The organism is Pseudomonas sp. NPDC089530 (assembly GCF_050280705.1).
GTDB lineage: Bacteria > Pseudomonadota > Gammaproteobacteria > Pseudomonadales > Pseudomonadaceae > Aquipseudomonas.
The window spans coordinates 19,230-39,034 of record NZ_JBNNVU010000018.1 but is presented as its reverse complement, the minus strand read 5'-3'; the positions used below and the strand labels follow the sequence as shown (position 1 = coordinate 39,034).

Sequence of the window (19,805 nt, the reverse complement as noted above, 5' to 3'; positions counted from 1 at the left end):
CCCGCAGGCAGTCGAAGCCGGTAACTTTTGCCTACCTCTGGTTTATCAAGGACGCACATGTCGCTTCTTAAAATCGCTTCCGTGGCTTGCCTGGCCCTGACCCTGGGCGCCTGCCAAAGCCTGTTCCAACCCAGCCATCAAAAGCCCCTGCAAAGCACCAGCGACAAGTCGGAACAGATCAAGCCCGGCTGCGGCAACCAGGACTGCCCGCTGGTCAACATCGACACCGTGCACTTCGCCGACGAACCGCAGCTGGATGCACTGATTGAAAAGCGCCTGCTGCAGATGACCCGCACCGCGCCGGACCAGGCCGTTCCCGCCACACTGGGCGCCTATCGGGAGCAGTTCCTGCGCGAGGCCCCGAGCCGCAACAGCATGTACCTGCAAGCCAAGGTACGGGAACAGCATGACGGCCTGGTGATCATCGAACTGGCCAGCTACCTGGACACCGGCGGCGCTCACGGCACGCCCGGCCGCGGCTTCATCAACTACTCCCGCGAGCAGCACAAGGAACTGACGCTGAGCGACATGCTGCGCCCGGGCCAGGAAGCCGCATTCTGGAAGGCCGCCCAGGTGGCCCACAACAGCTGGCTGATCAGCACCAAGCTGGACCAGGAGCCCGAGTTCATCAAGACCTGGCCCTTCCAGAAAACCCCGAACGTGGCCCTGACCTACGGCGGCGTGATCCTCAAGTACAACGTCTCGGTGATCGCGCCTTACGCCCTGGGCCACATCGAACTGAAGATCCCTTACAACCGCCTGGACGGCATCCTCAAGTCCGAGCTGTTTCCCGGCCGTAACTGAAGGCCCGCCCCAGTAGCCCTTGCAGCAGCCCTGCCAGCACCAGTGACGGCAGGGTCGCGCCAACCTCCGGATAGAAGTTGGCCAGCAGGTGGTAAGCGCTGACCCCACCCAGCCACGCCAGCAATGCCGGCCAGCGCAAGCCCACGGCCGGTACCTGCGCGCTACGCCGGCGCAGGATGAAGTGATCCACCAGCACCACGCCGAACAGCGGGGCGAACACCGAGCCGATCAGCAGCAGGAAATTCTGGTACTGGGCCAGCGGTGCCAGGCAGGCGATCAGGGTGCAGAGCACGCCAATGGCCAGGGCCAGATGCTCGACTTTCAGACGCAGCAGAATGCCGCTGGAAACCGCCGCCGAGTGGATATCGGCAAAGGCGTTTTCCGACTCGTCCAGCAGGATCAGCAGCAGCGGAATCCCCAGGCCCGCGCCGGCCAGCGCCAGCAGCAATGCATTGACTTCGCCGCTCGGCGCGAAGGCCAGGGTGTAGGCCACGCCCAGGCTCATCAGCCACAGGTTGCCGATAAAAAACCCCAGGGCCGTACCGCCGAAGACGTTGCGGGCGCGCTTGCCGAATCTCGAGTAGTCGGCGATCAGCGGCAGCCACGACAGCGGCATGGCGATAGCGATGTCGAAGCCCACGCCGAGCGGCATCGAACCGTCGCCGGCCTGGGCCCAGAGCGCGGCAAGATCGGCTTTGGCGAACAGGTTCCAGGTCAGCCACAGGCACGCCGCCAACAGCAGCCAGATGCCCCACTTGCGCAAGATTTTACGCACGAAGGTCAGCGGCCCGCTGACCGCGAGCAGGGTCGCCAGGGCACCGAAGAACAGCGTCCACAGCAGCGGGTTGGCCAGCAGGCTGCCTTCGTTGAATGCGCGGCTGCCCAAGAGGCTGGCGGCATCGCGCATGACGATTATTTCGAACGACCCCCAACCCACCAGTTGCAGCAGGTTGAGCAAGGCCGGCAGGCTCGCGCCGCGATGACCGAGGCTGAGCTTGAGAGCTGCCATGGACGACAGGCCGGTATCGCTGCCGATCACGCCCACGGCCGCGAGCAGCAGGACACCCACCGCTGTACCGAGAAAGATCGCCAGCAATGCACCGGCCAGGCCCAGGCCCGGCGCCAGCAGCGCGCCGGTCTGCAACACCATCAGGCCGATGCCGAGGGAAAACCACAGGGAGAACAGATCGCGCGCGCCGAATACACGCCGCTCGGCAGGGACCGCGAGACCGGGAGAATAGGTACTGCTGGTTGTGTTCAAGGGGAGCTATCTCGAAGGGACAGGGTTGGGGAACCACCCACCTGTAGGAGCGAGCGGGCGGCGATCCGACTTGCCCGCGATGACGTTGTGCCTGACACGACGCTATCGCGGGCAAGCCTCGCTCCTACGGACGGTGAAAGATCGCCCCTTGCGAGGCGATCGGCAGCGCAGGATCAGACCTTCTTGTACAGTTGGCTGCCTTCCTGCTTGAAGCGCTCGGCCTGCTCCGCCATGCCCTGGGCAACGTCCACATCCACCGCTTCGATGCGCTGGTTGGCAGCGTACTCGCGGACCTCCTGGGTGATCTTCATCGAGCAGAACTTCGGCCCGCACATGGAGCAGAAATGCGCGACCTTGGCCGAATCCTTGGGCAGGGTTTCGTCGTGGTAGGCACGCGCGGTGTCCGGGTCGAGGCCGAGGTTGAACTGGTCTTCCCAGCGGAACTCGAAACGCGCCTTGGACAGGGCGTTGTCACGGATCTGCGCCCCCGGGTGACCTTTTGCAAGATCAGCAGCATGCGCGGCGATCTTGTAGGTGATGATCCCGGTCTTCACGTCATCCTTGTTCGGCAGGCCCAGGTGTTCCTTCGGCGTCACGTAGCAGAGCATGGCGCAGCCGAACCAGCCGATCATCGCCGCACCGATACCGGAAGTGATGTGGTCGTAGCCCGGAGCGATGTCGGTGGTCAGCGGGCCGAGGGTGTAGAACGGCGCCTCGTCGCAGCATTCCAGCTGCTTGTCCATGTTCTCCTTGATCAGCTGCATCGGCACGTGGCCCGGGCCCTCGATCATGCACTGCACGTCATGCTTCCAGGCGATCTTGGTCAGTTCGCCGAGGGTCTCCAGTTCGCCGAACTGCGCTTCGTCGTTGGCGTCGGCGATCGAGCCCGGACGCAGGCCGTCGCCCAGCGAGAAGCTGACGTCGTAGGCCTTCATGATTTCGCAGATTTCTTCGAAGTGGGTGTAGAGGAAGTTTTCCTTGTGGTGCGCCAGGCACCACTTGGCCATGATCGAACCACCGCGGGACACGATGCCGGTCACTCGCTTGGCGGTCAGCGGCACATAACGCAGCAGCACACCGGCGTGGATGGTGAAGTAGTCGACGCCCTGCTCCGCCTGCTCGATCAGGGTGTCGCGGAACAGCTCCCAGGTCAGGTCTTCGGCCACGCCGTTGACCTTCTCCAGCGCCTGGTAGATCGGCACGGTACCGATCGGCACCGGCGAGTTGCGGATGATCCACTCGCGGGTTTCATGAATGTGCTTGCCGGTGGACAGGTCCATCACGGTGTCCGACCCCCAGCGGATGCCCCAGGTCAGCTTCGCCACTTCTTCTTCGATGGACGAACCCAGGGCACTGTTGCCGATGTTGCCGTTGATCTTCACCAGGAAGTTGCGGCCGATGATCATCGGTTCCAGTTCGACGTGGTTGATGTTGGCCGGAATGATCGCGCGACCGCGGGCGATTTCCTCACGGACGAACTCCGGGGTGATTTCTTTCGGGATGCTGGCGCCGAAGCTGTGGCCGGCGTGCTGCTGATCGAGCAGGCCAGTGGCGCGGGCTTCTTGCAGCTTCATGTTTTCGCGGATGGCGACGTATTCCATCTCGGCGGTGATGATGCCCTTGCGCGCGTAGTGCATCTGGCTGACGTTGGCCCCGGCCTTGGCGCGGCGCGGGTTGTTGACGTGGGCGAAACGCAGCTTGGTCAGTTCGGGATCGGCGAGGCGCTCCTGGCCGAAGTTGGAGCTCAGGCCGGCCAGGCGCTCGGTGTCGCCACGGTCGTCGATCCAGGCCGAACGCACATCGCCCAGGCCTTGGCGCACGTCGATCACCACGTTGGGGTCGGTGTAGGGGCCGGAGGTGTCGTAGACGGTGACCGGGGCGTTGATCTCGCCGCCGAAGTCGGTCGGGGTCACGTCGAGGCTGATCTCGCGCATCGGCACGCGGATGTCCGGGCGCGAACCCTGGACGTAGATTTTTTGCGAGCGGGTAAAGGGCTGAACCGACTGCTCATCGACCTTGGCCGAGTCACTCAGGTTGATCGCGTTTTTTGCTTTTATGGTCATCACGGGCTCTCCAGACGGCATCCAGGCAGTGGATTTTTGTCGGAGCGAACCTGTCACGAACGGACGCAGCCAAGGCTGGGGCCAGGGGCCAATACCAGCTGGTGCAGTGCTTGGTGCTCAAGGGTTGTTCGATTGTCGAACAACATCCCGGACGAAGCACAAGAGGACTCGCCGGGTGACGAGAAATCTTGTTCCCTACGCAGGCGCTAACCTGATCAGGTTCAACGGGATCCGGATTATCCGATCTCAGCCTCATAGCAAGGCACCCCGACAAGAACCCGGCAAGTCTAGACAAAGCCGGCACAGAACGCCAACCCCACGGCAAACAGCGTGATGAATGGCGTAAATGCAGGATTGTTGCCCTTCGCAGGCGCATCTACACTCGCTGGGCAGCGTCTAGTCTTGACGCTGCGGAGGCCCGAGACTTAGCCTTGGCGCCAGAATTATCCTCGTAATATCAACTCTAGGGATCGCCGAATGCTGCGCAAACTCTCACTGGCCATCGCCGTGTCTTGTGCGTCCAATGGAATGGCCTGGGCAGCAGAAGCGCCCATGACCAGCAAAACCGACCTGGTCAGCGTCTATCAGGAGGCCGTCGACAACAACGCCGACCTCGCCGCTGCCCGCGCCAACTATGACGCCCGCAAGGAAGTGGTGCCCCAGGCCCGTGCCGGCCTGCTGCCCAACCTTTCGGCCGGCGCCGATATGAGCAACACCCGGACCAAATTCGACGAACCGTCGATGACCGCCACCCGCAGCGGCAACGTGTATCAGGCGACCCTGGCCCAGCCGATTTTCCGCGCCGACCGCTGGTTCCAGCTGCAGGCGGCCAAGGATGTCAACGAACAAGCCGCGCTCGAACTTTCAGCCACCGAACAGAACCTGATCCTGCAAAGCGCCGAGAATTACTTCTCGGTCCTGCGCGCCCAGGACAACCTGGCCTCGACCAAGGCCGAAGAAGCCGCCTTCAAGCGCCAGCTGGACCAGTCCAACGAGCGCTTCGACGTCGGCCTGTCGGACAAGACCGACGTCCTGCAATCCCAGGCCAGCTACGACACCGCGCGGGCCAACCGGATCCTCGCCCAGCGCCAGGTGGAAGATGCGTTCGAAGCCCTGATCACCCTGACCAACCGTCAGTACAACTCGATCCAGGGCATCGTCCACAGCCTGCCGGTGCTGGCGCCCACCCCGAACGATGCCAAGGCCTGGGTCGACACCGCGGCCAAGCAGAACCTCAACCTGCTGGCCAGCAACTACGCGGTCAGCGCCGCCGAGGAAACCCTCAAACAGCGCAAGGCCGGCCACGCCCCGACCCTCGACGCGGTGGCGCAGTACAAGAAAGGCGACAACGACGCCCTCGGCTTCAGCAACCCCGGCCCGCTGGGCCAGCGTTATGGCAGCGACGTCGAACAACGCACCGTCGGCCTGCAACTGAACATCCCGATCTACAGCGGCGGCCTGACCAGCTCCCAGGTCCGCGAGTCCTACTCGCGCCTGAGCCAGAGCGAGCAGCAGCGCGAAGCCCTGCGCCGGCAGGTGGTGGAAAACACCCGCAACCTGCACCGGGCGGTGAACACCGATGTCGAGCAGGTCCAGGCCCGGCGCCAGTCGATCATCTCCAACCAGAGCGCCGTGGAAGCCACGGAAATCGGCTACCAGGTCGGCACGCGCAATATCGTCGACGTGCTCGACGCCCAGCGCCAGCTGTACACCTCGGTGCGCAACTACAACAACAGCCGCTACGACTACATCCTCGACAACCTGCGCCTCAAGCAAGCCGCCGGCACCCTCAACCCGGGCGACCTGCAGGACCTGACGCGCTACCTGAAGGCCGACTACAACCCGGACCGCGACTTCCTGCCGCCGGACCTGGCCAAGGCCGCGGCCGAGCAGCTCAAGGCCCGGCCGACCCAGTAAACCGCCAGCCGCGCCACAGGCGGCCATAAAAAAGGCCACCGCCATTCAATCGAATCGCGGTGGCCTTTTTGTCTGCGCCGTAGACAGGGTAGCAGCTTATCGATCAAGCCTTGAGCAAGCGCCCCAGCCCATCGAGCAAACGCTGCAAGGCGCCCTGATTGCTGCGCATTACCTGTAGCCCGGCGTCGGCCATCTTCTGCGCATCCCGGGGCAACTCGAACAGACGCTGCACGGCCACCGCCAGGCCCTGGGCATCGTCGACTTCCTGCAAGGCGCCCGCCTCGCGCAGCATGGCCGCGATCTCCAGGAAGTTGAACAGGTGTGGCCCGCTCAGCACCGGCTTGGCCAGTGCCGCCGGCTCCAGCAGGTTGTGACCGCCGTTGGGCACCAGGCTGCCGCCGACAAAGGCGCTGTCCGCCAGGGCATAGAGGAACAGCAACTCACCCATGGTATCGCCCAGCAGCACCGAAGTATCGGCGCCGACCGGCTCGGCGCTGGAACGGCGAACGGTGGCGAAGCCTTGCTGCCGGCACAGCTCGAACACCGCATTGAAACGCTCCGGGTGACGGGGCACCAGGATCAGCAAGGCATTCGGGTAGCTGGCCAGCAACTGGCGATGGGCCTCCAGCACCACGGCGTCTTCACCGTCATGGGTGCTGGCGGCGATCCACACCGGACGCTCGCCGGCTTGCCACTGCCGGCGCAGCTCGCTGGCGCGGGCCAACAGTTGCGGGTCGATGCTCAGGTCGAACTTGATCGATCCCGTCACCTCGACCGTTTCGGGGCGTGCGCCCAACTGGCGAAAACGCTCGGCCTCGGCAGTGGTCTGCACCGCGAACAGGCTCATCTCGGCGAGCATGGGCGCGGTGAGCCTGGCAAAACGTCCATAGCCCCTGGCCGAACGCTCCGACAGCCGCCCGTTGGCCAGCGCCACGGGAATCCCGCGCTTGGCGCACTGGTGAATATGGTTGGGCCACAGCTCGGTTTCCATGATCACCGCCAGCTTCGGCCGCACCCGGTCGAGGAAACGCGCAGCGGCGCACGGCAAGTCATAGGGCAGGTAGCAATGCTGGATGCGCGGCTCGTTGGCGAACAACGCCTGGATACGTTCCGAACCCGTGGGCGTCATGCAGGTGACGGTGATCGGCAGCTGTGGATAACGCGCCAGCAAGGCCCGGATCATCGGCGCCGCAGCGATGCTTTCCCCCACCGACACCGCGTGCACCCAGATCCCGCCTGGCTGCATCGCCGGCAGGCCCCAGGCAAAACGTTCGCCAATCCGCCGGGCATACGCCGGCGCCTTGCGCGCCCGCAGCCATAGACGAATCGCCACCAATGGCAGCCCCAGGTAAAACAGCGCGGTATACAGAGTTCTATTCATGGCGGCGGAGTTTATCGGCTTTTTCAGCCAATCGCCCGCAAGTGCACGGCAAAACGCTCCGCCAGCCAACGCGCCGCCGGCCCCAGGGGTTCGTCGCGGCGCCAGACCAGCTCCACCACCAGCGCCGGCGGGGTCCATTCGCTGGCCAGCTCGACCATCTGCCCCTGGTAAGTCGGGTACTGCACCACGTGCCGTGGCAACCAGGCCCAACCCAGGCCCCGGGTCAGCCATTCGGCCATCACATAGAAGCTGTCGGCGCGCCAGACTTGCGGGCTGGCCGGCTCGCTGCCGGGGTAGACGCTCGATTGGGTCGCCATCAACAGCTGCCGGTGTTGCGCCAGCTGCTGGCAATCCACCGTGCGCTCGCTAGCCAGGGGATGGCCGACACCGCACACCGTGACCATTTCGATACTCCCCAGCACCCGCCGCTCCAGGGCCTCGGGAATCAGGTCGTGATAGAACAGCAGGCCAAGGTCGGCCCGCCGCTCCACCAGTTTGCGCGCCACGTCTCCTTGGGCGGAGCTGGTCAACTGCACTTCCAGGCTGGGAAAGCACTCGGCCAGGGCTTCAAGGCTGTCGATGACCGGCTGATAGGGCATCGCTTCATCTTGCGCCAGGCGCAGGCTCGCTTCCTCACCGCGGATCAAGGCCAGCGCCCGGCCATTGAGGCGCTCGCACTGACGCAGCACCTCCCGCGCCTCCTCGAGCAGGGCAGTGCCAGCCTCGGTCAGCTTCGGCTGGCGGCCGCTGCTACGCTCGAACAGCGTCAGCCCCAGGTCGGCCTCCAGCAAGGCGATGGCGCCACTGATCGCCGACTGCGCCTTGCGCCGCTCCCGTGCCACCGCGGAAAACGAACACTGCTGCGCGACGCTGACAAACAGGCGTAACTGCTCCAGATTCCACTGCGTGTTCATGGCGCAACCTATCTCTGATTCAGATAGGTAATGACTTTACCCCATCTGAACAATCTCTAGAATGCCGACCTCATCAAGCACGCTCCAACACGAGGACTCCCCCATGAACGCTTACTCCTACCTGGCCATCGCCATCTGCGCCGAAGTGATCGCCACCGTTTCGATGAAAGCGGTCAAGGGCTTGAGTACCCCTCTGCCCTTGCTGCTGATGATCGTCGGTTACGGGGTGGCCTTCTGGATGCTGACGCTGGTGGTCCGCTCCGTGCCCGTGGGCGTGGCCTACGCCGTCTGGTCCGGCATGGGCATCGTCATGGTCAGCGTCGCCGCCCTGATCCTCTATGGGCAGAAACTGGATATCCCGGCGATGCTCGGCATGGCCCTGATCGTCCTTGGCGTGGTGGTGATCCAGGTGTTCTCGAAGACCGCCGGGCACTAGAAAAAGCAGCGGCAAGCGACAAGCTTCAAGCGGCAAGGATGAGCATCACGCTTGCAGCTTGAGGCTTGAGGCTTGAAACTTGCGGCTTCGATTTGTTCTCTGAGGTCGCTGCATGCCATCCGTTATTTCCACCGACGTGCTGATTGTCGGCGCCGGAGTCGCCGGCCTCTGGCTGAACGCCCGCCTGCGTCGCCAGGGCTTTTCCACCGTGCTGGTGGAGAGCGCCAGCCTCGGCGGCGGGCAAAGCGTCAAGTCCCAGGGAATCATTCACGGTGGCGCCAAATACGCCCTGCACGGCGCCCTGACCGGTGCCTCGGAAGCCATCGCCGACATGCCGCGCCGCTGGCGCGAGGCCCTGGCCGGCAACGGCGAGCTGGACCTGTCCGGCGTACGCCTGCTGTCCGAAGCCCATTACCTGTGGTCCCCCGGCACCCTGGCCGGCAACCTCACCAGCTTTTTCGCCAGCAAGGCAGTGCGCGGCCGTGTCGATCAGGTCAAGGGCGAGCAGTTGCCGCCGGCCCTGCAGGACCGCCGCTTCAAGGGCAAGGTCTATCGCCTGGCCGAGCTGGTGGTGGACGTGCCGAGCCTGATCGAGCGCCTGGCCGAACTGGGCGGCGACAGCCTGCTGGCCGGCCAGAAGATCGAGCCCCTGCTGGAAAACGGGCAATTGGCAGGCCTGCGAGTCGACGATCGGGATATCCGTGCACAACGCATCGTGCTCAGCGCGGGGGCCGGCAACGCCGACCTGCTGAGCAGCCTCGGCCTGAGCCAGCCGGCCATGCAGCGCCGGCCGCTGCACATGGTGATCGTCAAGGGCCCAAGCCTGAAACCGCTGTATGCCCACTGCCTGGGCGGCGGACCGAAACCGCGCATCACCGTGACCACTCACCCGGCCGCCGACGGCCAATGGGTCTGGTACCTCGGCGGCGACATCGCCGAGGCCGAAGGCGTGGCCCGCGAGCCGGCGGCGCAGATTGCCGCCGCGCAGAAAGAACTCGGCAACCTGCTGCCCTGGATCGATCTCAGCCAGGCGCAATGGGCCACCCTGCGAGTGGATCGGGCCGAGCCCGCGCAATCGGGCCTGACCCGCCCGGACAATGCCTTCCTCGCCGAACAGGAGCGCCTGCTGGTCGGCTGGCCGACCAAACTGGCCCTGGCCCCGGACTTCGCCGACCGGGTGTTCGCCGCCCTGGAGCGCGACGGGATCAAGCCCGGCCCCGTCGCCGCCCTGCCGGCGCTGCCGAAACCCGCCATCGCGCAACCGGCCTGGGAGCAACTGCTGCCATGAGCCAAACCACCCTGCACGACCTGCACCGCCCCCTCGGCAGCACCGGACTGCTGGTGTCCCCGCTGGGCCTGGGTACCGTGAAACTCGGGCGCGACCAGGGGGTGAAGTACCCCAACGGCTTCCAGATTCCGGACGACGCCGAAGCCCGAGCGCTGCTCAAACTGACCCGCGACCTGGGCATCAACCTGATCGACACCGCGCCAGCCTACGGCCGTAGCGAGGAGCGCCTGGGCCCGCTGCTGCGCGGTCAGCGCCAGGACTGGGTGATCGTCAGCAAGGTCGGCGAAGAATTCGAAAACGGCCAGTCGCGCCACGATTTCAGCGCCCGCCACACCCGCCTGTCGGTGGAACGCAGCCTGCAACGCCTGGAAACCGACTTCATCGACCTGGTGCTGGTGCATTCCGACGGCAACGACCTGCAGATTCTCGACCAGTGCGAGGTGTACCAGACCCTGGCCGAGCTCAAGCAGGAGGGCAAGATTCGCGGCTTCGGCTTCTCCGGGAAAACCGTCGAAGGCGGCCTCAGGGCCCTGGAACAGGGCGACTGCGCCATGGTCACCTACAATCTGAACGAGCAGAACGAGAGGGCCGTCATCGATTACGCCGTCGCCCATGGCAAAGGCATCCTGGTGAAAAAAGCCCTGGCCAGCGGCCATGTGTGCCTGAGCCCCGGGGTCGACCCGGTCCGCGCCAGCTTCGAACTGCTGTTCGACCAGCCGGGCGTCGCCAGTGCTATCGTCGGGACCATCAACCCGCTGCACCTGGCTCATAATGTCGCCACTGTCGCGCAAGTACTGCGCAAGAACTGATGCCGCCCACGCGGCCGACCCCGACGCAAGAAGGAGCCGACATGCCGCGTACGCTCATAAGAAAGAACCCCAGCAACTTCAAGACGCTGCCGCTGTTCGTCGAAGCGACGCCCGAAGGCCTCAGCTATCAGAGCGTCGGCAGGCCGCTGAATTTCGCCCAGACCCTGCAGCGCCGGCGCCCGGTCACGGTGCCCGACGCCGAGCGCTTCGCCCTGGAACTGGCCAACCTCGGCGTCTCGGTGCGCCTGACCCTGCATTGGCAGAATCGCGACTACTGGGTGCTGGTCCGCCAGCGCCGGCAGGATCGCGGCGATGTGGTGCTCAAGCTGATTTCCGGCTACGTCCCGGCCCATGAGCTGAACCTCCCGCTGCATACCGCCATCCAGGAAATCGCCGAGGAGTGCCTGCTGGAAACTCCGGAAGGCTGGCTCGGCGGGCGCTTCAACGACACCTGGCTACCGGCGCCCTATGCCGCGGCCCTGCATTATCGCGAGGCCCTGCCCTTTCGCCTGACGCCGCAGTCGGGAGCGGCCCGGCCGGTGCGCTGCGCCAACCTGCAGTTGCTCGAACGGCCACGGGCCTACGTGCACCTGCCCACCGCTTCGCTGCAACTGATTTATGACCTGCGCCTGGACGTGCCGAAGGAAGCCAAGTCCCTGAGCCTGTTCCATGTCGACGAACGCCTGGAGGGCGATCAACTGGTGGCGCGCCTGGACCGCAAGCGTCCGGACCTGTACCTGATGCCCCTCAAGGACGGTCAGCCCTGCGCCGAGCTCTATACGTTGAAGAAGGATCAGTTGCAGCCGGCGAGTACCCGCGGCCTGTACCTGGCCGAAAGCTTCGCCCAGCAGCAGGGTTGGCTGGTGCGCGACGAGCGGATTCGCTGGAAGGACTGGTTGAAGCAGCAGGGGCTGAGCGCGCCGGAAAAGGACTCGAAGCTCACGCGCTTGACCGGCAAGGCGCGGCAGATATTGCGCAAGATCGTGCCGGCCAAGGCCAGCCGGCAGCGCTGAACGCCAGCCCGGCCGCTGCAGGTTGCCCTGGAGCGGTCGGGTGGGCGACACACCTTATTCGGTCTTGCGGATCTTCTCGACGATGGCGGTGGTGGAGCTGTTTTCCACCAGGCCCAGCACCTTCACCGTACCGCCATAAGCCTTGACGATATCGGCACCGACCACCTGGTCGACCGAGTAGTCCCCGCCCTTGACCAGCACGTCCGGCCGCACCTGGGTCAGCAGGTTTTCCGGGGTGCCTTCGGGGAAGCTGATGACCCAATCCACCGCGCCCAGGCCGGCCAGGACCGCCATGCGCCGGTCCACGCTGTTGATCGGACGTCCCGGCCCTTTCAAGCGGCTGACCGACGCATCGTCGTTGATCGCCACGATCAGGCGATCGCCTTGCGCCCGCGCCTGTTCCAGGTAGGTCACATGGCCGGCGTGGAGGATGTCGAAGCAGCCGTTGGTGAACACGATCTTTTCTTTGTGCGCCCGGGCGTCGTCGATCGCCAGCAATAACTGGTCGAGGCTCAGCACACCACGCTCGGAACCTTCTTCACGCTGGATCGCGCGACGCAGTTCCGGTGCGCTGATGGCCGCGGTACCCAGCTTGCCGACCACGATGCCGGCCGCCAGGTTGGCCAGGGCCACCGCGTGCGGCAGCTCTTCGCCCGCAGCGATCGCCGCCGCCAGGGTCGAGATCACGGTATCGCCGGCACCGGTGACGTCGAACACTTCACGGGCGCGGGCCGGCAGGTGCAGCGCCGGGTGCTCGGGGCGCAACAGGGTCATGCCGTGTTCGCCACGGGTCACCAGCAGGGCGCCCAGTTCCAGGTCGTGCATCAGCTTCGCGCCTTTGCTGACCAGGTCATGCTCGTCGATGCAACCGCCGACAATGGTTTCGAACTCGCTGAGGTTCGGGGTGATCAGGCTGGCGCCGCGATAGATCGAAAAGTCCTTGCCTTTCGGGTCCGCCAGCACCGGAATGCCGCGCGCGCGTGCCGCCTGAATCAGCGCCTGATGGTTCTTCAGTGCGCCCTTGCCGTAGTCGGACAACACCAGCACCTTGATGCCGTCCAGCAACTGGTCGACTTCGGCGCCCAACGCCAGGGCGTCGGTGGCGAAAGGTTCTTCGAAATCGATACGCAGCAATTGCTGGTGCCGGCTCATGACCCGCAGCTTGACGATGGTCGGCTGGTGGGCGATGCGCTGGAACAAGGCCCGCACACCGGCGCCTTGCAGACTGTTGGAGAGGCTGTCGGCAGCCTCGTCGTCGCCGGTGACGCCGACCAGCGAGGCCGGTGCGCCGAGCGCGGCAATGTTCAAGGCAACGTTCGCGGCACCGCCCGGGCGGTCCTCGATCTGCTCGACCTTGACTACCGGTACCGGCGCCTCAGGGGAAATCCGTGAGGTACCACCATGCCAGTAACGGTCGAGCATGACATCGCCGACCACCAAGACTGGGGCTTGATCGAATCGCGGCATGGACAACTTCATGGAGCATCCCACATACAAAATGAACAGGGGCGCGATATTAACACAGGGTGAACGCTGCCTAGTTCTACCGCTGCACGAGTATTCGCGATCGCCGCAGACTGTTCACTTATTGAGCAAAAGCGCCATGAGCCGGTCCGTCGCGCAGGCCAGCCCGAGGGTTTCGGTGTCGATCTCGCAGTCGGGATTCAGCGGGGCTTCATAAGGGCTGTCGAGCCCGGTGAAGTCGCGGATACGCCCTTCGCGCGCGGCCTGATACAGGCCCTTGGGGTCACGCTGGGCGCAGACGGCGAGCGATGTACTGACGTACACCTCAAGAAATTCACCCTCCGCGAACAGAGCCCGGGCGGCGGCACGCTCCGCGCGAAACGGGGCGATCGCCGACACGATCACGATCAGCCCCGCTTCCACCATCAACCTCGCCACCTCGGCCAGGCGCCGCATGTTCTCCTTGCGTGCCTCAGCACCCATGCCCAGGTCACGGCACAGCCCAGCGCGCACGTTATCGCCGTCAAGCACGAAGGTATGCAGGCCCTGCCCGTTCAGGCGCAGCTCCAGCAGATTGGCCAAAGTCGATTTGCCGGCGCCGGACAAACCGGTCAGCCAGATACAACACGGACGCTGATGCTTGAGCGCCGCTCGCTCGACCGCGGTCAGGGACAAGCTGCAGGGACGGATGTCCGGCCGCCCTGGCAACGACAGGGATTCATTCATAGCCGAGCATCTCGTAGTCACGCTGGTACACCCGCCGCACCAGCCGCCGGGTGCGCACCGAGCAGAAGTCCCGGGCGGGTGACTCATGCCGTTGTCGCGACTCATTGAGGCGTGGCAAGGCTCGGCTCACGCCCAGGTGTTCGCTGAGCAACTGATAGTCCCGCTGCAAATGCTCCTGATAACCGATGAAGTCCATGCTCATGCGGCCCATGGAGTCCACCAGGAAGTCGGTCTGCGGGGCGAAATGCAGCTGCTTGTGGATGTTGTCCGGGTGCAACCAGCGACTGACAAAATCGTCGAAATCACGGTAGTGGCTGACCAACCGCTGGGCGGCCTGGTCGCGACGACTGAGTTCATTGCCACGCAGGAAGGCATAGGCCGAATAGGCCCGCTCCAGGGGATCGCGGACCACGGCGAACTTGAAACTGCGGACGAATTGCCGGGGAAACTGCTGCTCGTACCAGTACAGCGGCAGGTGCCCCGGCGTCCAGCCGTCGAACAATGCCGAACACAGGCTGCTGCCCGCGCACTTGGGCACATGAATGAACACGCAACCGTGCTGCCGGAACGGTGCGGGGAAACGGACATTGGCGGACATCGACTTGTTCACCGCCTGCCGGTCCACCACCGACAGGCGCCCGAGCAGAAATGCCCGTTGCGACTTGGGCAACAACTTCCACAGATAACGTTGCAGCATTCCAGCACCCGCCCGCCGGGGTTGCCCCCGCGACTCAGTCGACGATTGAGGCTGGAACCATAACAAGCCCGAAGCGCTGGATTATTTAGGTTTGGTCAAGACTGTAAGGGGCGGGATACAAAGGCTGTCCGGCGCATTGCGCGCCAGCAGGACCGCGTCAGGGTGAGCCGGGCCCACCCTGACGCAGGACTCAGGCGATGCCTTCGGAGGCGGGCTCGTCCAGGCCCATGGCATGCAGGCGTGCGTAGTAGCCATTCTGCGCCAGCAGATCGACATGGGTACCGCGCTCGACGATCCGCCCCTGATCCATGACCAGGATCAGATCGGCCTTCTCGATGGTCGACAGGCGGTGCGCGATCACCAGGGTGGTACGGCCCTTCATGACCTTGTCCAGGGCCGCCTGGATATGCCGCTCGGACTCGGTATCCAGGGCCGAGGTGGCTTCGTCGAGAATCAGCAGCGGAGCATTCTTCAACAAGGCCCGGGCAATCGCCAGGCGCTGGCGCTGGCCGCCGGAGAGCAGCACGCCGTTCTCGCCAACCTGGGTATCCAGGCCTTCGGGCAGTTGCGAGATGAAGTCCATGGCATAGGCATCCGCCGCTGCCTTCTCGATATCCTCCCGCGGCGCACCGGCCAGGTCGCCGTAGGCGATGTTATTCGCCACGCTGTCGTTGAACAGCGTCACATGCTGGGTCACCTGGGCCACGTGCCGGCGCAGGTTGCGCAGACGGTAATCCTCGATCTCCACGTCATCGAGGAGAATCTGCCCCGTTTCATGGTGATAGAAGCGTGGAATCAGGCTGGCCAGGGTCGACTTGCCGCTGCCGGAGCGACCGACCAACGCGATCATCTGCCCGGGAGCCGCGGTGAAGCTGATGTCCTTCAGCACTTCGCGATCCGTGCCCGGATAGGTGAAGCTCAGGTTACGCACGTCGAGGCGACCGTCGATACGCTCACGCTCGACCTGGCCCCGATCGATTTCGGGCTCGACATCCAACTGTTCGAAAATGCTTTCCGCACCCGCCACGCCCTTCTGGATGGTCGAACTGACTTCCGAGAGCTGGCGAATCGGCTTGGGCAGCAAGCCGGCAGCGGTGATGTAGGCCACCAGATCGCCCGCGGTGGCATCGCCCCGCAGGAACAGCACCAGGAACATCAGCACCGCCATGGCGGAGTAGATCACCAGTTGCAGCATCGGCGTATAGACCGCACCGGTCTTGGTCATGCGCAGCTGCTTGTCGGTGTTGCTCTGGCTGGCGTCGACAAAACGCTGCTGCTCGTAGCTTTCGCCACCGAAGCTGCGCACCACGCGATAACCCTGGATAGTCTCGGAGGCAACGTGAGTCACATCGCCCATCGCCACCTGGATCTTCTTGCTCTGCTTGCGGAATTTCTTGCTGGTGTTGCCGACCATCAGCGCGATCAACGGCAGGATCGCCAGCATCACCAGGGTCAACTTCCAGTTCATCCACAGCAGGTAGACGAACAGGAACACCACGGTCAGGCCTTCGCGGATCACCACCTTGATGGCGTCGGTGGCGGCACCGGTGACCATGGTGACGTTGAAGGTAATGCGGGAAATCAGATGCCCGGAGTTGTGGGTATCGAAATAGCGGTTGGGCAGGACCAGCAGTTTGTTGAACAGCTCGACCCGCAGGTCATGTACCAGCCCCAGGGACACCTTCGCCAGATAGTAGTTGCCCAGGAAGGAGCCCAGCCCCTGCCAGGCCGCGATCAGGATGATCAGCAGCGGCACTGCCATCAATAGCTGCAAATCGCGCAGATAAGGCACGTTGGGGAAGAGCACCGCTTCGGGGTTGCTCAAGCCGTCGACGAAATATTTGAGAATGCCCGCCAGCATCGGCTGGGTGGAAGCAAATATCACGAAGCCCACGATACTCAGCAGGAAAATGCCTATATAGGGTTTTACATACCCCAACAGCCGAAAATAGATTTTCAGGCTGGAATCCTGTTCCGCTTTGGGCGGTGCTTCACTCATCGTAGAGCTCACTGGTTAGGAAGAACGCGGGATTTTATCACAGCCTGTGTGACTGCCCCGCGCCCAGACCAAAACAGTCGCCAGGCCGACCGGCAGCCAGCTGATGAACCATTCGGCGCGAGGAGTCCCGGTCAGGCTGGCGGCATCGAACTGCATGGCCAGGAAGGAAAACATCCAGATGCCCATGACGCCCTGGCCATAGAGCGTTTCCCGGGCGCGCCAGGCTTCGCGCAAGACCAACAACCAGACCGCGCCCCACAGCAGCAGTCCGGGAATCCCCAGTTCGATGGTAATGTGAGTGAACAGGTTATGGGCGTGATCGAACATCTGCCCTTCGGCAAATACGTTATAGCTCGAACCCAGGCCAAGACCTGTCCATGGATGCTCGGCGATCATCTGCAGGCTGGCCACCAGGATCTGCGGGCGATAGGAAACGCCGCGCGCAAGGACCAGGGGCTCGAGAAACCAGAACGCCAGCATCGCCACCAGCAACGCCCCCGCGGCAAAGATCCGGCTGCGCCGGTCGCGACACCAGATCGGCATCGCCAGCACTGTCAGGAACAGGGCCAACGCCGCACCGCGACTCTGGGACAGCAGGACGAATCCTCCAAGCAACGCCAGTGCCACCAGCCATGCCGCCTGGAGAGCGCGAGTACGCGGCGCCCAGTGGAGCAGCCAGATGGCAGCCAGACCAATGACATATCCACCCAGGATTGGATGAGCCAGCTCACCCAGCCCCTCGACGCGCGCCCACCAGACATTGCCCTTGATCCCGTAGAACTGGATGATGGCCAGCAGCGCTGTCACCGCCAGCCCCAACCCGCCCCACTGCATGACGCGGATCACCCGCTCGGGCCGGGCATTGGCGAAAATCGGGAAAAACAGCAGGAACACCGCAATGTACAGCAGGCGCTTGGCTTCCCGTGACGGGTCCTCCGCATGGCCCCATAGCAGGCTGATCAGCCCCCATGCGGCCAATCCAAGCAAGGCCAGGCCAAGCCAGCGCTGAGCGCGCCACCATTCCACCAGGCGCTCACGCGCGGACCAGGCCAGAACCATCGCTGGCAACCACAGGAAGGCAACCAGTCCCTGCTGATAGAGCTTGTTGGTGGGCGCCAGTGCGATGGCCAGCAAAAACCATAGCAACCCGATTGTCATCCATACTTGCGCCCAGCGTGTGGCTTGCATCTACTCGCTCCTAAATGATTCACCAGCCAACCCGGCATGGTTAAAACAACAACTTTTCGGCATCATTGCCCGCCACTGTACCCGCCACTTCGACAAGGCCTCCTACGATGCAATGCTCCCGGCTTCCCCAAGCCACTTTGAATCAGATGATTGAAGGCGCCAGAATTCTCGAGGCCGACAGCTACGGCCCGAAAGTCTACCTGTTGCAGGACGGGAATATTCTGAAACTGTTCCGACGCAAGCGTCTTTTTTCGTCCGCACTGTTTCGGCCTTATTCGAAACGTTTTATCGACAACGCCGCGCGCCTGGAACAACTCGGCGTTCCAACGCTGCAGGTCTTGAAGTTCTACCGCCTGGAACAACCCGGCATGACCGCGGTGCTCTATCAACCGCTGCCGGGCGAAACCCTGCGCCAGGTAGCCGGCAAGGAAGGCTTCGAATGGCCACAGGCCCTGCCAGCGCTGATCGCGCTGATTCGAAGCCTGCACGGTTCCGGGATCTACTTCCGCTCGCTGCACCTGGGCAATATCGTCATTACCCCGGACAACCGCTTCGGCCTGATCGACGTGGCTGACATGCGCTTTTTCCGTGGGCCATTACCGCGCCATCTGGTCAAACGCAACCTGCAGCACTTCGCCCGCTATATTGCCCGCGAGAAGCTGAACGGCAGCTTTCCGATGCAAGCGCTGGAGCAGGCCCTACTTTCGGCATGACAGCAGGCCGGCGGCAGCCTGGCTGAAACGCTGCCAGGCCAGGTCGGGGGCCAGCGCAGCGTATTGCTCCGCCGCAATGCTCCCGGTAGGCAGGTCGATGGCCTGAAGAATGGCCTCTTGCCAGGCATCGATGTCATTGACCGGTGCATAACGCCCGGTATCGGCCAACTGCTCGCGGAACACCGGCAAGTCGCTGGTCAACACCGGCACGCCGGACATCACCGCTTCTTGCAGGATCAACCCCAGCCCCTCGTCCAGGGACGGTATGGCCACCCAGTCGAACGCCTTGTACAGCGTCGCGGCGTGCTTCAGATGCCCGGGCAACAGAACCTTGCCCCCCAGGCCCAGCAGATTGATGCGCGCTTCGAGCGCCGCGCGATTCTGACCTTCGCCAACAATCACCAGGCGCATCTCCGGTCGGCTCACCAAAGCCTTGGCGAAAGCCTCCAGCAGGCAGGCAAATCCCTTGTCGTCCACCAGACGGCCAACCGCGCCGAATACCGGTGCGTCGTTCGCCGGCAGGCCAAGGGCCGCCCGGGCCTCGGCACGCGGCAGCAGCCTGGCGCTGAATGCGTGCGGATCGAACGCGCTGCGCAAGGCCGTCACCGGTACCTGCAAATCGTATTCAAGGCATGAGGCCAGGGTCTGCGACACGGCTGCAAGGGTCAGTTGCGAGGCGGGGAACTGCCGGAACAGCTGTCGATCCTTGCGATGCAAACGCGTGGAGCCGTGGATCACCACCACCGCCCGCATGTGCGGCAGTGACTTGAGAGCCGGTAGCAGGACGCGGGCCACACCCAGGCCATCGAGCAATAGCACTTGGGTATCAGTTTCCTGCAACGCCTTGCGCAAGCGGGCTCGCAGCCAGGGCTTGAGCAGGCGCCAGGCATGCTTGCCCTTCAGTCGCGCCGATGACAGGTTCCACTCCCGGCACTCCCCCACTTCCGTGACACATCCGGTGGATGGACCTTGCAACAGCCAGGTCCTGACCACAGTGCCGGGCTCGGACTGGGAAAGTATCTGCTGGTGCACCTTGTGAACGGAGGCAAATGCGCTGCCTCCCGCCCACATGACGTTGAGGATGCTCATTGGGCCCACAGCCCTTTCGCAATACCCAGGACAGCGAAACCGG

The 19,805-nt window shown here is 64.0% G+C and carries 17 protein-coding genes and 1 riboswitch; of the genes, 7 read left to right on the top strand and 10 right to left on the bottom strand.

The features are described from left to right. Positions 1–57: 57 nt before the first annotated feature. Positions 58–804 (top strand): RsiV family protein, encoded by a 747-nt coding sequence (locus ACQKQA_RS09960; protein WP_427556201.1) that lies wholly within the window; start codon positions 58–60, stop codon positions 802–804. Here the strand turns inward: ACQKQA_RS09960 and cytX are convergent. Then, entirely contained in the window at positions 773–2,065 is a 1,293-nt protein-coding gene (cytX, locus tag ACQKQA_RS09955) for a putative hydroxymethylpyrimidine transporter CytX (protein ID WP_427556198.1), read from the bottom strand. The two genes, ACQKQA_RS09960 and cytX, sit on opposite strands and share 32 nt — an antisense overlap. Before the next feature lie 173 nt (positions 2,066–2,238). Further along, positions 2,239–4,128 carry a phosphomethylpyrimidine synthase ThiC gene (thiC, locus tag ACQKQA_RS09950; RefSeq protein ID WP_427556195.1) on the bottom strand — a complete coding sequence of 630 codons (1,890 nt, stop codon included), beginning with the start codon at positions 4,126–4,128 and terminating at the stop codon, positions 2,239–2,241. Positions 4,129–4,303: 175 nt separating this feature from the next. Beyond that, positions 4,304–4,408: riboswitch (TPP riboswitch) on the bottom strand. Positions 4,409–4,605: 197 nt separating this feature from the next. On the opposite strand from thiC, the gene ACQKQA_RS09945 reads away from it, so the two are divergent. After that, a complete protein-coding gene (locus tag ACQKQA_RS09945; protein WP_427556193.1) occupies positions 4,606–6,045 on the top strand; it encodes a TolC family outer membrane protein in 1,440 nt (479 codons plus the stop codon). A 103-nt stretch (positions 6,046–6,148) separates the two neighbouring features. Here the strand turns inward: ACQKQA_RS09945 and waaA are convergent, their stop codons facing one another. Together waaA and ACQKQA_RS09935 are read right to left on the bottom strand one after the other, a co-directional pair. Beyond that, the gene (gene waaA, locus ACQKQA_RS09940) at positions 6,149–7,426 is read right to left on the bottom strand and encodes a lipid IV(A) 3-deoxy-D-manno-octulosonic acid transferase (protein ID WP_427556190.1); all 1,278 of its coding nucleotides are present in this window, start codon (positions 7,424–7,426) and stop codon (positions 6,149–6,151) included. 23 nt (positions 7,427–7,449) lie between these two features. Continuing rightward, positions 7,450–8,340, bottom strand: coding sequence for a LysR family transcriptional regulator (locus tag ACQKQA_RS09935; RefSeq protein ID WP_427556187.1), 891 nt, complete (start codon positions 8,338–8,340; stop codon positions 7,450–7,452). Between the two features lie 103 nt (positions 8,341–8,443). On the opposite strand from ACQKQA_RS09935, the gene ACQKQA_RS09930 reads away from it, so the two are divergent. From ACQKQA_RS09930 to ACQKQA_RS09915, 4 genes are all read left to right on the top strand, one after another. Then, positions 8,444–8,776: a DMT family transporter gene (locus ACQKQA_RS09930; RefSeq protein ID WP_427556184.1), complete on the top strand. Its 333-nt coding sequence runs from the start codon at positions 8,444–8,446 to the stop codon at positions 8,774–8,776. A 112-nt stretch (positions 8,777–8,888) separates the two neighbouring features. Then, positions 8,889–10,064 (top strand): NAD(P)/FAD-dependent oxidoreductase, encoded by a 1,176-nt coding sequence (locus tag ACQKQA_RS09925; RefSeq protein ID WP_427556181.1) that lies wholly within the window; start codon positions 8,889–8,891, stop codon positions 10,062–10,064. Beyond that, positions 10,061–10,873 carry an aldo/keto reductase gene (locus ACQKQA_RS09920; protein ID WP_427556178.1) on the top strand — a complete coding sequence of 271 codons (813 nt, stop codon included), beginning with the start codon at positions 10,061–10,063 and terminating at the stop codon, positions 10,871–10,873. Before ACQKQA_RS09925 ends, ACQKQA_RS09920 begins: the two co-directional genes overlap by 4 nt. Positions 10,874–10,914: 41 nt before the next feature. Continuing rightward, positions 10,915–11,886 carry a metal ABC transporter ATPase gene (locus tag ACQKQA_RS09915; RefSeq protein ID WP_427556175.1) on the top strand — a complete coding sequence of 324 codons (972 nt, stop codon included), beginning with the start codon at positions 10,915–10,917 and terminating at the stop codon, positions 11,884–11,886. Between the two features lie 54 nt (positions 11,887–11,940). Here the strand turns inward: ACQKQA_RS09915 and hldE are convergent, their stop codons facing one another. The 5 genes from hldE to ACQKQA_RS09890 all read right to left on the bottom strand — a co-directional run bounded on the left by hldE (position 11,941) and on the right by ACQKQA_RS09890 (position 17,960). After that, the gene (gene hldE, locus ACQKQA_RS09910; protein ID WP_427556173.1) at positions 11,941–13,365 is read right to left on the bottom strand and encodes a bifunctional D-glycero-beta-D-manno-heptose-7-phosphate kinase/D-glycero-beta-D-manno-heptose 1-phosphate adenylyltransferase HldE; all 1,425 of its coding nucleotides are present in this window, start codon (positions 13,363–13,365) and stop codon (positions 11,941–11,943) included. Positions 13,366–13,467: 102 nt separating this feature from the next. Further along, complete coding sequence (gene cysC / locus ACQKQA_RS09905) at positions 13,468–14,076, bottom strand: adenylyl-sulfate kinase (protein ID WP_427556170.1); 609 nt, start codon at positions 14,074–14,076, stop codon at positions 13,468–13,470. Then, positions 14,069–14,773 carry a sulfotransferase family 2 domain-containing protein gene (locus ACQKQA_RS09900; RefSeq protein ID WP_427556167.1) on the bottom strand — a complete coding sequence of 235 codons (705 nt, stop codon included), beginning with the start codon at positions 14,771–14,773 and terminating at the stop codon, positions 14,069–14,071. Before ACQKQA_RS09900 ends, cysC begins: the two co-directional genes overlap by 8 nt. Before the next feature lie 190 nt (positions 14,774–14,963). Next, positions 14,964–16,772 (bottom strand): lipid A export permease/ATP-binding protein MsbA, encoded by a 1,809-nt coding sequence (msbA, locus tag ACQKQA_RS09895; RefSeq protein ID WP_427556164.1) that lies wholly within the window; start codon positions 16,770–16,772, stop codon positions 14,964–14,966. Positions 16,773–16,787: 15 nt separating this feature from the next. Beyond that, positions 16,788–17,960 carry an O-antigen ligase family protein gene (locus ACQKQA_RS09890; protein WP_427556162.1) on the bottom strand — a complete coding sequence of 391 codons (1,173 nt, stop codon included), beginning with the start codon at positions 17,958–17,960 and terminating at the stop codon, positions 16,788–16,790. Positions 17,961–18,067: 107 nt separating this feature from the next. Between ACQKQA_RS09890 and ACQKQA_RS09885 the strand changes: the two genes are divergently transcribed. Next, complete coding sequence (locus ACQKQA_RS09885; RefSeq protein WP_427556159.1) at positions 18,068–18,673, top strand: toluene tolerance protein; 606 nt, start codon at positions 18,068–18,070, stop codon at positions 18,671–18,673. Here the strand turns inward: ACQKQA_RS09885 and ACQKQA_RS09880 are convergent. Beyond that, positions 18,659–19,762, bottom strand: coding sequence for a glycosyltransferase family 4 protein (locus ACQKQA_RS09880; RefSeq protein ID WP_427556156.1), 1,104 nt, complete (start codon positions 19,760–19,762; stop codon positions 18,659–18,661). The two genes, ACQKQA_RS09885 and ACQKQA_RS09880, sit on opposite strands and share 15 nt — an antisense overlap. Positions 19,763–19,805 lie beyond the last annotated feature (43 nt).

Excerpts from the sequence above, each read along its gene's own strand:
- ACQKQA_RS09890 (WP_427556162.1), bottom strand. The coding sequence starts at position 17,960 with ATGCAAGCCACACGCTGGGCGCAAGTATGGATGACAATCGGGTTGCTA.
- ACQKQA_RS09920 (WP_427556178.1), top strand. The coding sequence starts at position 10,061 with ATGAGCCAAACCACCCTGCACGACCTGCACCGCCCCCTCGGCAGCACC.
- ACQKQA_RS09900 (WP_427556167.1), bottom strand. The coding sequence starts at position 14,773 with ATGCTGCAACGTTATCTGTGGAAGTTGTTGCCCAAGTCGCAACGGGCA.
- ACQKQA_RS09915 (WP_427556175.1), top strand. The coding sequence starts at position 10,915 with ATGCCGCGTACGCTCATAAGAAAGAACCCCAGCAACTTCAAGACGCTG.
- ACQKQA_RS09880 (WP_427556156.1), bottom strand. The coding sequence starts at position 19,762 with ATGAGCATCCTCAACGTCATGTGGGCGGGAGGCAGCGCATTTGCCTCC.
- waaA (WP_427556190.1), bottom strand. The coding sequence starts at position 7,426 with ATGAATAGAACTCTGTATACCGCGCTGTTTTACCTGGGGCTGCCATTG.
- cysC (WP_427556170.1), bottom strand. The coding sequence starts at position 14,076 with ATGAATGAATCCCTGTCGTTGCCAGGGCGGCCGGACATCCGTCCCTGC.
- ACQKQA_RS09935 (WP_427556187.1), bottom strand. The coding sequence starts at position 8,340 with ATGAACACGCAGTGGAATCTGGAGCAGTTACGCCTGTTTGTCAGCGTC.
- thiC (WP_427556195.1), bottom strand. The coding sequence starts at position 4,128 with ATGACCATAAAAGCAAAAAACGCGATCAACCTGAGTGACTCGGCCAAG.
- ACQKQA_RS09945 (WP_427556193.1), top strand. The coding sequence starts at position 4,606 with ATGCTGCGCAAACTCTCACTGGCCATCGCCGTGTCTTGTGCGTCCAAT.
- ACQKQA_RS09930 (WP_427556184.1), top strand. The coding sequence starts at position 8,444 with ATGAACGCTTACTCCTACCTGGCCATCGCCATCTGCGCCGAAGTGATC.
- hldE (WP_427556173.1), bottom strand. The coding sequence starts at position 13,365 with ATGAAGTTGTCCATGCCGCGATTCGATCAAGCCCCAGTCTTGGTGGTC.
- ACQKQA_RS09885 (WP_427556159.1), top strand. The coding sequence starts at position 18,068 with ATGCAATGCTCCCGGCTTCCCCAAGCCACTTTGAATCAGATGATTGAA.
- ACQKQA_RS09925 (WP_427556181.1), top strand. The coding sequence starts at position 8,889 with ATGCCATCCGTTATTTCCACCGACGTGCTGATTGTCGGCGCCGGAGTC.
- msbA (WP_427556164.1), bottom strand. The coding sequence starts at position 16,772 with ATGAGTGAAGCACCGCCCAAAGCGGAACAGGATTCCAGCCTGAAAATC.
- ACQKQA_RS09960 (WP_427556201.1), top strand. The coding sequence starts at position 58 with ATGTCGCTTCTTAAAATCGCTTCCGTGGCTTGCCTGGCCCTGACCCTG.